The 11,202-nt window shown below is 63.1% G+C and carries 12 protein-coding genes; 8 read left to right on the top strand and 4 right to left on the bottom strand.

Annotation, left to right across the window (positions count from 1 at the left end; translation table 11 throughout):
• Nucleotides 1–221: 221 nt before the first annotated feature.
• The 3 genes from tcuB to ACF8FG_RS06105 all read right to left on the bottom strand — a co-directional run bounded on the left by tcuB (nucleotide 222) and on the right by ACF8FG_RS06105 (nucleotide 3,896).
• Nucleotides 222–1,400: a tricarballylate utilization 4Fe-4S protein TcuB gene (gene tcuB / locus ACF8FG_RS06115; RefSeq protein WP_392518635.1), complete on the bottom strand. Its 1,179-nt coding sequence runs from the start codon at nucleotides 1,398–1,400 to the stop codon at nucleotides 222–224.
• The gene (gene tcuA, locus ACF8FG_RS06110; RefSeq protein WP_318082124.1) at nucleotides 1,381–2,835 is read right to left on the bottom strand and encodes an FAD-dependent tricarballylate dehydrogenase TcuA; all 1,455 of its coding nucleotides are present in this window, start codon (nucleotides 2,833–2,835) and stop codon (nucleotides 1,381–1,383) included. The genes tcuB and tcuA overlap by 20 nt, the downstream gene beginning before the upstream one ends.
• A 140-nt stretch (nucleotides 2,836–2,975) precedes the next feature.
• Nucleotides 2,976–3,896, bottom strand: a complete 921-nt coding sequence (locus ACF8FG_RS06105; protein ID WP_014591321.1) for a LysR substrate-binding domain-containing protein — start codon at nucleotides 3,894–3,896, stop codon at nucleotides 2,976–2,978.
• Between the two features lie 198 nt (nucleotides 3,897–4,094).
• On the opposite strand from ACF8FG_RS06105, the gene ACF8FG_RS06100 reads away from it, so the two are divergent.
• From ACF8FG_RS06100 to ACF8FG_RS06080, 5 genes are all read left to right on the top strand, one after another.
• A complete protein-coding gene (locus tag ACF8FG_RS06100; RefSeq protein WP_023390328.1) occupies nucleotides 4,095–5,084 on the top strand; it encodes a universal stress protein in 990 nt (329 codons plus the stop codon).
• A 95-nt stretch (nucleotides 5,085–5,179) separates the two neighbouring features.
• The gene (locus ACF8FG_RS06095; protein ID WP_019436662.1) at nucleotides 5,180–6,139 is read left to right on the top strand and encodes a ribose-phosphate pyrophosphokinase; all 960 of its coding nucleotides are present in this window, start codon (nucleotides 5,180–5,182) and stop codon (nucleotides 6,137–6,139) included.
• 177 nt (nucleotides 6,140–6,316) lie between these two features.
• Nucleotides 6,317–6,886, top strand: a complete 570-nt coding sequence (locus tag ACF8FG_RS06090) for a GNAT family N-acetyltransferase (protein WP_014591324.1) — start codon at nucleotides 6,317–6,319, stop codon at nucleotides 6,884–6,886.
• Between the two features lie 264 nt (nucleotides 6,887–7,150).
• Nucleotides 7,151–7,744, top strand: coding sequence for a GNAT family N-acetyltransferase (locus ACF8FG_RS06085; protein ID WP_076403836.1), 594 nt, complete (start codon nucleotides 7,151–7,153; stop codon nucleotides 7,742–7,744).
• Nucleotides 7,741–8,100 carry a cupin domain-containing protein gene (locus tag ACF8FG_RS06080; RefSeq protein WP_003253997.1) on the top strand — a complete coding sequence of 120 codons (360 nt, stop codon included), beginning with the start codon at nucleotides 7,741–7,743 and terminating at the stop codon, nucleotides 8,098–8,100. Before ACF8FG_RS06085 ends, ACF8FG_RS06080 begins: the two co-directional genes overlap by 4 nt.
• 338 nt (nucleotides 8,101–8,438) lie before the next feature.
• Here ACF8FG_RS06080 and ACF8FG_RS06075 read toward each other — a convergent pair whose 3' ends face one another.
• Nucleotides 8,439–9,326, bottom strand: a complete 888-nt coding sequence (locus ACF8FG_RS06075; RefSeq protein WP_392518634.1) for a MerR family transcriptional regulator — start codon at nucleotides 9,324–9,326, stop codon at nucleotides 8,439–8,441.
• Between the two features lie 153 nt (nucleotides 9,327–9,479).
• On the opposite strand from ACF8FG_RS06075, the gene ACF8FG_RS06070 reads away from it, so the two are divergent.
• The 3 genes from ACF8FG_RS06070 to ACF8FG_RS06060 all read left to right on the top strand — a co-directional run bounded on the left by ACF8FG_RS06070 (nucleotide 9,480) and on the right by ACF8FG_RS06060 (nucleotide 11,202).
• Nucleotides 9,480–9,926, top strand: a complete 447-nt coding sequence (locus ACF8FG_RS06070; RefSeq protein WP_014591327.1) for a PAS domain S-box protein — start codon at nucleotides 9,480–9,482, stop codon at nucleotides 9,924–9,926.
• A gap of 104 nt (nucleotides 9,927–10,030) precedes the next feature.
• The gene (locus ACF8FG_RS06065; protein ID WP_014591328.1) at nucleotides 10,031–10,453 is read left to right on the top strand and encodes a nuclear transport factor 2 family protein; all 423 of its coding nucleotides are present in this window, start codon (nucleotides 10,031–10,033) and stop codon (nucleotides 10,451–10,453) included.
• Nucleotides 10,450–11,202 carry an SDR family oxidoreductase gene (locus tag ACF8FG_RS06060; protein ID WP_070383852.1) on the top strand — a complete coding sequence of 251 codons (753 nt, stop codon included), beginning with the start codon at nucleotides 10,450–10,452 and terminating at the stop codon, nucleotides 11,200–11,202. The genes ACF8FG_RS06065 and ACF8FG_RS06060 overlap by 4 nt, the downstream gene beginning before the upstream one ends.

Genomic DNA, 11,202 nt, shown 5'->3' with positions numbered 1-11,202 from the left:
CCCGACGGGTAGACGGCCCCCTTCCCCACCCGGCATCGCTTGATGCCAGGTAGGCGTTTGTGTCATTCGGTCGGCCGTGGCGATGAGGTTCGGCGGACCATTCAGGCGGCGCAGCAGGGTTTCGCGTTCTCAGGCACCCTGGGACAGCGAGATCAGCACGGTGGCCACTGCGTTGCTCGCCAGGCTGAACACACGGTGTCGCATCGCATTCCGTGCAGGGTTCAGTCCCCGCCCAAGCTATGAGAGTCAGGCCGGCGCTTTTCGATCGCAAACTTCAGCAGCGCGGCACTGCGGAACAGGCCATGGGCGAACTTGCCATAGGGCAAGGTCACGAACAGTGCCATGACGGTGCCCAGGTGCACGGCCAGCAGGATCGCCATCACCTCGGTGTCACGCAGGGCCAGCAACGCCATACCGGTCGTGCTGACCAACAGCAGAAGCAGGATGAACGCACGGTCCATGGGGCGCTGCGCGGCATCGCCATGCTCTGGCGGGCGGCGCAGGTTCAACGCCAGCAGGCCCGCTGGCCCGACGATCAGGCCGATACCCCCGAGGGTGCCGAGGACCACCGGCAGGCTCAGCAGCGGGTATGGTGCATGCAGGCCCAGCAGGTAGTGATAACCGGTAGCGACCACGGTGGCGGCAAAGCACAGCATGAAGCCGTAGAAGGTCAAATGATGGTAGCGTCGACGCCACAGCGTGTAGCGATCGTCGGCGTTGTTGCAGCCTTGGCCATGGCCGCCATCCAGATACTTGAGCGTCAGCACTGCGCTCGCCGCCTCCGGCAGCGCACCGTTGGCCGGTTGCCGCGCTTGGGCGGGCGACACCGTGCGCCAGAAGCGCCTCAACGCCACGGCCAGCGCCACCCCGGCAGCGCTGAACACGCCACCGAACAAGAGCGCCAAGGTGTTGTGCGGGAACACAGCGTAGAAATCTCCGGCCAGCCGCCCAGGCAGCAAAGTGCCGTTGACCTGCAAGGCCAGCAGCAAGAACAGCGACAGCGCTAGCGCCAACGCCACGGCGACGAAGGTGCCATTACGCCGGTAGAGCTGCCCGAACCGGGCCGGCCAAGCGTACTCAGCGTAGGTCTGCCCGCGCACCTTGGCCATGGCCTGCGGCACGTTCACCGCAAACGCATGCGGTGCGGCGTACTGACAAGCGTGCAAGCAGGCGCCACAGTTGTGGCAGAGGTTGGCCAGGTAGTGGATGTCGGCCTTGCCGAAGTCGAGTCGACGGGTCATCGCCGGGAACACGGCACAGAACCCCTCGCAATAACGGCAGGCGTTGCAGATGCGCATCTGCCGGTCCACCTCCTGCTCGTCCAGGTTCAGCAGCGGGATCAGCTCGGCCTGTGGCGGGGCGGGGTCGAACACGCGGGGATCAGGCATTTGCACAGTCATGCTGGGCCTCCAGGGGGTAAATACAATGGCCGGCGGCGGCCGCCGCCTGAGTGCCGGCGATGCGGCCAAACGCGGTACCGATGGACATGCCGACACCGGCGGTGTATCCCTTGCCCAGCACGTTGCCGGCCATCATCTCGCCGGCGACGAACAGGTTGGGACTGGGCCGCCCGCCGAAATGCACGGCAGCCGTGGCATCGGTGCGCAGGCCGAGGTAGGTGAACGTCACCCCCGGACGCAGCGGGTAACCGAAGAACGGCGGCTTATCGATCGGCAAGGCCCAATGGCTCTTGACCGGTTGCACGCCGTCGGTGCAGCAACCGTCCAGCCGGGTGTGGTCGAACGTGCCGGGGCGGCATGCCTGGTTGTAGGCGCGCAGGGTCTCGAGAAACGCAGGCACCGGCAGTTCGAGGGCTACGGCCAAGGCCTCGAGGCTCTCGGCGCGGGTGCCAGGGAACACCGGCGGCATGAAGCGGCCCAGGGCCTTCTGGTCGATGATCGAGAACCCCACCTGGCCAGGCTGCTGGGCCACCAGGCGCCCCCAGATGGCATAGCGCTTGGGCCAGAAATCCTCGCCTTCGTCGTAGAAACGCTGGCCGTCGCGGTTCACCACCACGCCAAGCGACACGCAGTCGATGCGCGTGCAGATACCACCGTCGTACAGCGGTGCGCGGGCATCGATGGCGACCATGTGGGCCTGGGTCGGGTCGCCAATGGTGTCGGCACCTAGGTCGATCATGCGCCGCAGCAGCGCGCCGTCGTTGAAGCGCGTGCCCCGCACCAGGAAGTTGTCCGCCGGCCACTCGCCGCGATCATTCTGCCCCCAGGCCTCACGCAGCCATTGGCGATTGGACTCGAAGCCGCCGGCCGCCAGCACGCAACTGCGCGCCTCGATGCGCTCGGCGGGCAGGCGCCGCCCGTCGACGTCGCGGGCCGCCAGGTGGGCAGCGATGAAGCGTCCATCGCGCAACTCCAGATCGCACACCGGGCTGTCGTAGCGCACCTGCACACCAAGCCGCTCGGCGCTGCGGTAATAAGCATTGACCAGGGCCTTGCCCCCGCCCATGAAGAAAGCGTTGGTCCGTGCAGTGTGCAGCGCACCCGACAACGAGGGCTGGAAGTGCACACCGTGGCGGCGCATCCAGCCACGGCAGTCGGACGAGGCACGAATCACCAGACGCGCCAGGGCCTCGTTGGTCTGGCCATCAGTAACCTTCAGCAGATCCTGCCAGAACTCTTCTTCGGGGTAAGCCTCCACCAGCACGTCCTGCGGGGCATCGTGCATGCACCGAAGGTTACGGGTGTGTTGGGAGTTGCCGCCTCGCCAGGCGCGGGGCGCGGCCTCCACCAGCATCACGCTGGCGCCGGCCTCGCGCGCCATCAGCGCGGCGCAGAGGGCAGCATTGCCGCCGCCAATGACAAGTACATCGATCATGTCGCCTCCAGGGAGCGAGAAGCCAGGGTTGGGCAGCTCCTCGCGGACCCCGGACTCTAGGGGGTCTCGTACCTTGGGCGAAACACGATTGCAGGGGGGAGGTCTTCAGTTTTTCTAAAGGGACGGTCGTTCGCAGGCGCTCACAGCAAACGCGCCCCAGGCCAGCGATCCTGCTGCACCAAATCGCGGGAGACTTCATGCAGCACGATTCGCGTGGCAAGTGCAGCAGGCGAGAGTTCATCATCGACCAGGCTCACCACCAAGTTGCGACGCTGAGCTTGCGGATCGTCGATCGAAAACACCCGCAGGCCTGCCTGCATGGCCCGGGCCACAGTGGCGCCGGGTTGAATCGTCGCGGCGTGACCTGCGCTGACGCAATCCATGAGAAGCGACAGGCCATCAACCTCCATGACGATATTCGCGTCCAATCCGACGCGCTCCAGGATGACGCGTAACGTGGCGCGAAGACCATGCTGGGCGCTGGGCATCACCAAGGGCAGCGAGGCGATCTGCTGCAACGTCAGCGACGTCCCCCAGTCAGCCTTGACCAAGGCTACCGGAACCAATGCGAACAGCCGCTCCTCCAGCAGCGGCCGCGCATCCAGCCGCATGCCAGCCTCCAGCTGGAACAACACCGCCAAGTCCAGGTGCCGAGTATTGAGCTGGTTCACCAGGTAGCCCGACAGCATTTCCACCAAATGAAGACGGATATCAGGGTAGCGCTCACGCATCCTGGCGATCAGCGCCAGGCCCAACACCGAAGCCGTGGTGGGTGCCATACCGACGCTGGCGTACCCACTCATACGCCCACTGCGTGCGGCCAACATGGCGTAATCGGCCTGGCGCAGCGTCAGGCGCGCATGGTATTCGAATGCCAAGCCTGCCGCGGTGGGCGTGACGCCAACGCTAGAGCGTGTCAGCAGGCGGGTACTCAACTCACTTTCGAGCTTCGTGAGTTGCTGGCTCAACGCAGATACCCCAACGCCCGTTTCGAGCGCGGCTCTGCCGAGGCTGCCACACTCCAGCACACTCAGAAAGTAACGAAGCTGGCGTAACTCCATCAAAGGCATCTCCTATTCAGCAATTTCGGCGGCTCATTGAGTATCAAGCTTTGGCGCAGATAAATGTTAGCGGCCGGCGAACACACCTTTAGAATTTCAGAATCAAGGGTGATGGTGTCCGCCTGAGTTGTCACCTGCGCAGAACGCGGCGATAAACGACGCACCGCAACCGTTATCGAAGCTGACATTCAGCCAATCTTGATAAATATCAAGGTCATCGAGCCCCACTGCGTCACGCTTGGCCTGAACCGGTGGGCCTTCATCGAGGCTGCCACCGCGGTGGAGGCCATCATGAACACTTACTCAAGACTCCTGCTGATCTGCCATCCAGACCTGCACCCTTCGCCTGCCCTGACGCGTGCTCAGGCGCTGAGCAGTGCGACAGGTGCCACCTTGCATCTGGTGGCGCTCAGTCAATTGCCCTCGCGCCTGGCAACCCTGGACCAGGTGCTACGCAAAAACGCCCGCAAGCAGGACGCCGAGCATCGAAAGGCTTGGCTCGCTGACCAGGTGAAGGCGCTGGGCGAGCTGGGCATTACCGCCTACGCCGAGACGCTGGACGATCAAGACCCGCTCAAGGACTTGATCCGGCTGGCCCAACTGCACCGGATAGGGATGGTGATCAAGGACATCCAGCACGAAACCGCCTTGAGCCGTGCCCTGCTCACGCCATTGGACTGGCAATTGCTACGCCGCTGCCCGATCCCGCTGCACCTGGTAGCCCAGGCTGAAACGAAGCTGCCAGCGCGCGTACTTGTCGCCGTGGACCTGGTCGAGCACGACCCGCTGATCGACAAGCTCAACGACCACATCCTGCAATCGGCACAGGCACTGGCACAACGCTGCAAGGCGCAACTGCACCTGCTGCAGGCCTACGAACCCAGCGCCAGCTTCGTCGCCTATGCCGCCGCACCCGTGGCCTGGACAGACAAACTGGTCGAGGAAATGTCCGGTCGTGCGCGCGAGCGCATGGCGACGTTCGGCGGCCGTTATGGCATCAAGCCAGATCACCTGCACCTGGTGCGGGGTGCTGCCCGTAACGTGGTCAGCGAATACGCGAACCAGCAAGGCTTCGATGTGGTGGTGATGGGCACGCTCTACCACGAGGGGGTGAGCAAGGTCGTCGGCAGTACTACAGAGCAAACCCTGTACAAGATTCACTCCAGTATTCTGGCGATTCACGGTTGAACGATCGCCCGCTGGCTATGCTCAACTGGATACTCATCAAACCGCACAGTGCCATGCAGCTCATGTTGCTGTGAACGACCTCTGGAGCGCAGGGCATGAATGACACACCGCCGTTGCTGTTCGCCTTGCAAGGCAGCCAGGCCTATGGGAGTGCCGTGGCGCAACGCCTGGGCAGGACACTGTCTGCACATGAAGAGCGCGACTACGAGGACGGAGAGCACAAGTGCTGGCCTGGCGAATCGGTGGACGGTCGATCGGTCATCGTCTTTCACTCGCTGTATGGTGACGCGCACCACAGCGCGCATGACAAGCTATGCCGGTTGTTGTTCTTCTGTGGCGCACTCAAGGACGCTGCTGCCCGCCAGGTGACGGCAGTCACGCCTTACCTCTGTTATGGTCGCAAGGACCGCAAGGTGGAGTTTCAGGACGCTATCATCACCCGCCATGTGGCTCGGCTGATGGAAAGCTGCGGCGTGGACCGCATTGTGGCGCTGGACGTGCACAACCCCAGCGCCTTCGACAACGCCTACCGAATCCCGAGCTGGAACCTGCAATGCACCCAGCTATTCGCCCAACGCCTGGCCCCGCTACTCGGTGAGCAGGCGGTCACGGTAGTATCACCGGATATCGGTGGCGTCAAACGCGCCGAGCAGTTTCGCCAGGCCCTGGCCCACCTGCTGGCGCGCCCGGTCTCGGTGGCCATGATGGAAAAACACCGCCAACAGGCAGGCCTGAGCGGCGAACACCTGGTCGGTAACGTGGCAGGCAGCACCGTCATCGTGTTCGACGACCTGATCAGCACGGGGCAGACGCTGTTACGCGCTGCCCAGGCCTGCCGGCAGGCCGGAGCCAGCCGCATGCTGGCCGCGGCCACCCACGGCCTGTTCACCACCGGTGGCGAGCTGTTCGACAGCGGCGCGTTCGAACGGGTATTGGTGGCCGACAGCATCGCCCCCTTTCGCCTGCCTGTGCGATGCCTGGAGCAACTGGATATCGTCGATACCAGCGCCCTGGTCGCCGAGCTGATTGCCAACCGCCCGGGCTCTGGCGCATGACCCCGGCGCATTTGATGTGGGCGGAGCGTCCCTGCTCTTGGACGATCCGCTTTCGATCCCCGCCTGACCGATGACAAAAACCGGCAACCGTGGAATTGACAACTATCAAGTCCGCGCAGGGCCAAGCGTCGAAACTACACCTCCATTGTTCATTTCCGACACACGAGGATGACTGCCATGGCGCCCACAGAACCCTCCCGTCACTACACCGCTCCCTCGTTTCCCAAGCCGGCGGGGGAGCATTGGATCGAAGCCCTCGACAATGGCACCCATGTCCTGATCAGGCCACTGCAAGCCAAGGACCGGGAGCGCGAAAGGGCCTTCATCGAGCGACTGTCACCGCAGTCGCGGCATTTTCGCTTCCTGTGCCAGATCAAGGCGCCCGATGAAGCCATGCTCGACCAGTTGATGGCAATCGACCAGGACCGACAAGCTGCCTTCGTCGCCCTCGCCCATGTGGACGGCGAGCTACAAGAGGTGGGCATTTCCCGTTACGCCGCCATTGCCGGCAAGGATGAATGCGAGTGCGCGGTCACGGTGCTCGATAGCTGGCAACATCATGGGCTGGGCCGCCTGTTACTCAAGCACCTTACCGACCATGCCCGGGCCAAGGGCCTGCGGCAGATGTACTCGATCGACTCAGCCGCCAATTTGGCGATGCGCGACCTGGCCAAGGCAGCAGGGTTCACCACCAGTACCGACCCGGATGATCCGACCCAGGTCATCCATCGCCTCAACCTGGCCTGAAGCGCCGTTGCAGCAACACCTGGGGCAGCCACCGCGCTGCCCCGCCCGTTTTTCGCCTTACGACCTCCGGCGACTGCACGATTGATTAACCAAGCCATCCTGAGCCTTGTACGGCCACGAGCATTTGGGCATGAAGGCAGTGTCGCACGCCATGCTGATGGTGTTCGCGCAGAGCATCATGGGAACCGCTATAACCGTCTACCCTGCCCCCAGCCAAAGGCGTAACCCTTGAAAACTGACCCCGGCACCATGGGAGCACTGTACATGCCTATCGACTTCAGACCCGCTCGAGTCTCGGACGCGCATGATATTGCGCGCTTCTTTCAACTGACATCGGAGGGCATGGCCGATTACATATGGAGCAAGCTCGCCGCACCTGGAGAAGCATTGCTGAGTGTCGGTGCGTCTCGCTATGCCAGAGAACAGGGCGACTTTTCATACAAGAACTGCCTGATGGCCACTTTCGAAGGGCGCGTCATCGGCATGATGCATAGCTATGCCTTGCGCGCGACCCCTGACAGGCCAGTCGAAACCGACCCCGTCCTCGCGCCTTATTCCGACATGGAAATACCCGATACCTTGTACATATCCAGCCTGGCACTGGATGAGGCCTGGCGGAGCCAGGGGCTGGGTGCCGAGTTTCTTCGCCACGCCCAGCAGCGCGCTGACGACGCAGGCCTCGATGGACTGTGCCTGATCGATTATGCGGAAAACCACGGTGCACGCCGCTTCTACGAACGTCATGGTTTTCAAATTGTGAAAACCTGCCAGATCGTTCCGCACCCGATGCTGGGCGTCACCGGTGAAGCCTATTTAATGTATCGCCCTACTCACAACGTGCTCGAGAAACAGCCATGAACCAGAAACTGACCGTGTTCCGCGAACTGGATATCCAACCGCTGCGCGACCTGCCCTTCTTTGAAGAAGTGTTGGAAGGCACCCCTCACACGCTGACGTCCAAGTACTATCACGATGAACAGCAAGGTCGCATTTCCGGAGAATGGGAAGCCAGCACCGGGGCGTGGCGCATTGACTACAAAGTCTGGGAGTTCTGCCATGTCCTGAGTGGGTGCTGCGTCATCGAGCTTGAGGGTTGCGCCCCGGTCACACTGGCCGCTGGCGACACGTTCATTATCGAACCGGGCGCCAAGGGCAAGTGGACCGTAGTGGAAGACATGAAGAAGAACTTCGTGATCCTCGTGCCCGCGAACTAAGCACTGTGCGAACCCCCGTAAACCTCGTGCCCAGGGAGCAGTGACACGCGAGCCCGTCCAAACCTGAAAACGATGCGTGAGCAATGAGGCCTCGGGAGCCAGTCAGCGCAATGAGCAGTGACCTTCCGCCAAGAGGACATTGGCGGCGCCGTAGCAGACGGTGAAGCCGATGACGGGCGTGTTGCGCCCCGATTGCTCGAGGATCTTGTTTCGGTCTGCGCCCCCCCAGCAGGGGAGCGAACAGACCGGGATGATGCCGACAAGGGGCCAGCATGCCGAGCAGGCCCCCACGAACCCGCTATGCGCCCAACCCCCTTGAGCATCGCGCAGGGCCAGGCTCAAACGTCCAGCGCCCCCCTGAGCAAGGCGTCAAGCACGCGCGCGACGTCAGCACCCTGCTCGTCCAGCAGGCATACCGGCAGCCCGTGCAAGGCCGCTTGCACACCGGCCAGCCCCTCGCCCGTCAAGGCCAGCGGACAATCAATTTCCATCTGCAGCGAGCGCAGGCGCTTGGCCAAGGCAGGGCTCACCGGTGGCTGCAGCGCGATCACCAGTGCCGCAGGCTGCATCGCCGCACACAGCAACGGGAGCTCTTCCAGCGGCTGCCCGCAGCCGAGCACTTCGATGCGTTGTCGCTCGCTGCTCAACAGCAGCCCGGCGCACAACACCTGGCATTCGGCTTGCCCCTCGGTACCCGCCAGCAGCACCCGCGGCGCATCGACCTGGTTCATCTGCAAGCGCAGCAGCAGCCGGGCGCGCAAGAACGTATCGAGAAACAGCCATTGGCTACGCTGGCCTGGCGCACTGCCTGAAGCCAGCTCATGCCAAACCGGCATCAGCACTTCCCGCAGCACCGTGGCCTTTGGCAAAAGTGTGAACAGCTGTCCATGGACCGCTTCCAGCGCCTGCGCATCGAATGCCCTGCAAGCGCGCGCAACGGCGGCGCGCCAGTCGTCAAAGGCCGAGGGCTGCTGCACAGGCGCCTCAGGCTGGCCGGCGAGCCTGTCACCCACCTTGCTGATGGGCAGGCCGTTGGCGGTCCAGCGCAAGATGTCGCGTATGCGCTGGACATCCTGGGCCGTGTACAAGCGATGGCCGCCCTCGGTGCGCTGCGGGCGAATCAACCCATGACGCCGCTCCCAGGCACGCAAGGTCACCGGATTGATGCCGGTCAGGCTGACCACATCGCGCATGGGTAGCAATTCGGGTGGGGTGGCGTCGGTCATAACGAGGTGTCATTCAAGGGGTGATACATTCTAAACCCAGATGCACCTTCTGCGGCGAGCCTCCTTGGTTCATCATGCAACAAACAGCGCCAAAAGCTACTGCACGGAAGCCTTTGGCGCACATCGCATACGAAATGCCTGTAGGTGAGCCCCATGATCAACGCAAAACTCCTGCAACTGATGGTCGAACATTCCAACGATGGCATCGTTGTCGCCGAGCAGGAAGGCAATGAGAGCATCCTTATCTACGTCAACCCGGCCTTCGAGCGCCTGACCGGCTACTGCGCCGACGATATCCTCTATCAGGACTGTCGTTTTCTTCAGGGCGAGGATCACGACCAGCCGGGCATCGCAATTATCCGCGAGGCGATCCGCGAAGGCCGCCCCTGCTGCCAGGTGCTGCGCAACTACCGCAAGGACGGCAGCCTGTTCTGGAACGAGTTGTCCATCACACCCGTGCACAACGAGGCGGACCAGTTGACCTACTACATTGGCATCCAGCGCGATGTCACAGCGCAAATATTCGCCGAGGAAAGGGTTCGCGAGCTGGAGGCTGAAGTGGCGGAGCTGCGCCGGCAGCAGGGCAAGGCCAAGCGCTGACAAAAAACCTATACAAGACCGTTGACTTGTATAGATAAAGGCTTAGGCTTCAGTTATACCTGTACAACAATTCGATTTTGTACAGGATTGCCCTGGAGCCCAGTATGTCAGCGTACCTACAGCAATTCGCCGAGCGCTTCGCCCGCCTTGATGGGGCTAGCCTCGACACGCTGGATAAACTGTACAGCGACGATGTCACCTTTCGTGATCCCCTGCACCAGATACAGGGGCTGCAGGCCCTGCGTGCCTACTTCGAGCAGTTGTACGCCAACGCCACCGATATCCGCTACGCCTTCACCAGCGCCGACGAGGTAACGCCCGGGCAGGGCTACCTGCGTTGGACACTGCAGTTTTGTCACCCGCGCCTTGCTGGCGGCCAGCCGATCACGTTGCAAGGCTGTAGCTGCCTGCATTGGCGCGACCGTGTGCATTTTCACCAGGACTATTTCGACGCCGGTGCCCTGCTTTATGAGCACCTTCCCGTCATGGGCACTGCGATCCGCTGGCTCAAAGGCAGGCTGGCATGAGCCGCTGTTGGCTGACCGGCGCCAGCAGCGGTATCGGTGCCGCGCTCGCGCAAGTCCTCCTGGAGCAAGGCCACCAGGTTGCCTTGGGCGGGCGTAACGTCGACCGCCTTGCCCCGCTGGCCGAACGGTTTCCCGGGCAGGCATTGCTGGCCATTGGCGATCTTGACAACCCGGAGCAGGTCGCCGGCATCGCTGCGCAAATCGAGCAGGCCTGGGGAGGCCTGGACATGGCCATTCTCAATGCCGGCACCTGCGAATACCTGGAGCCTGGGCATTTCGATCCGGCGTTGGTCGAGCGCGTCATGCGCACCAACCTGCTGGGCGTCAGCTACTGCCTGGCGGCAGCACTGCCCTTGCTGCGCGCCGGCCAGCGCCCCCACCTGGTGGTGATGGGCAGTTCGGTAACCTGGCTGGCCTTGCCCCGCGCCGGCGCCTATGGCGCGTCCAAGGCCGCGGTGCGCTATCTGGTGGAGTCACAGCGAATCGACCTGGCCCGCGAGGGCATCGCGGTCACCCTGGTGAGCCCAGGCTTCGTGGACACGCCACTGACCCGTCGCAACGATTTCCCCATGCCACAGCTGTGGTCTGCGCAGCGTGCCGCCCGGCATATCGCCAGGCGCCTGCCCCGCCGCCCCCTGGAAATCAACTTCCCCGGTCTTTTCACCTTGGTGTTGCGCCTGCTCGGGGCGCTACCCGCGCGCCTGCGCCTGGCGCTGGGCCAACGCCTCGCCCGTCATGAACAGGAATGA

The organism is Pseudomonas sp. YQ_6, from assembly GCF_043103245.1.
GTDB classification, from domain to species: domain Bacteria; phylum Pseudomonadota; class Gammaproteobacteria; order Pseudomonadales; family Pseudomonadaceae; genus Aquipseudomonas; species Aquipseudomonas alloputida.
The sequence above is the reverse complement of the archived record's forward strand: the minus strand, read 5'-3'. Positions and strand labels throughout refer to the sequence as shown.

Bases quoted from the DNA above. Each gene is read 5' to 3' on its own strand.
- ACF8FG_RS06070 (WP_014591327.1), top strand. From the start codon at position 9,480: ATGATCAACGCAAAACTCCTGCAACTGATGGTCGAACATTCCAACGAT.
- ACF8FG_RS06060 (WP_070383852.1), top strand. From the start codon at position 10,450: ATGAGCCGCTGTTGGCTGACCGGCGCCAGCAGCGGTATCGGTGCCGCG.
- ACF8FG_RS06085 (WP_076403836.1), top strand. From the start codon at position 7,151: ATGCCTATCGACTTCAGACCCGCTCGAGTCTCGGACGCGCATGATATT.
- ACF8FG_RS06095 (WP_019436662.1), top strand. From the start codon at position 5,180: ATGAATGACACACCGCCGTTGCTGTTCGCCTTGCAAGGCAGCCAGGCC.
- ACF8FG_RS06075 (WP_392518634.1), bottom strand. From the start codon at position 9,326: ATGACCGACGCCACCCCACCCGAATTGCTACCCATGCGCGATGTGGTC.
- tcuB (WP_392518635.1), bottom strand. From the start codon at position 1,400: ATGACTGTGCAAATGCCTGATCCCCGCGTGTTCGACCCCGCCCCGCCA.
- tcuA (WP_318082124.1), bottom strand. From the start codon at position 2,835: ATGATCGATGTACTTGTCATTGGCGGCGGCAATGCTGCCCTCTGCGCC.
- ACF8FG_RS06105 (WP_014591321.1), bottom strand. From the start codon at position 3,896: ATGGAGTTACGCCAGCTTCGTTACTTTCTGAGTGTGCTGGAGTGTGGC.
- ACF8FG_RS06080 (WP_003253997.1), top strand. From the start codon at position 7,741: ATGAACCAGAAACTGACCGTGTTCCGCGAACTGGATATCCAACCGCTG.
- ACF8FG_RS06090 (WP_014591324.1), top strand. From the start codon at position 6,317: ATGGCGCCCACAGAACCCTCCCGTCACTACACCGCTCCCTCGTTTCCC.
- ACF8FG_RS06065 (WP_014591328.1), top strand. From the start codon at position 10,031: ATGTCAGCGTACCTACAGCAATTCGCCGAGCGCTTCGCCCGCCTTGAT.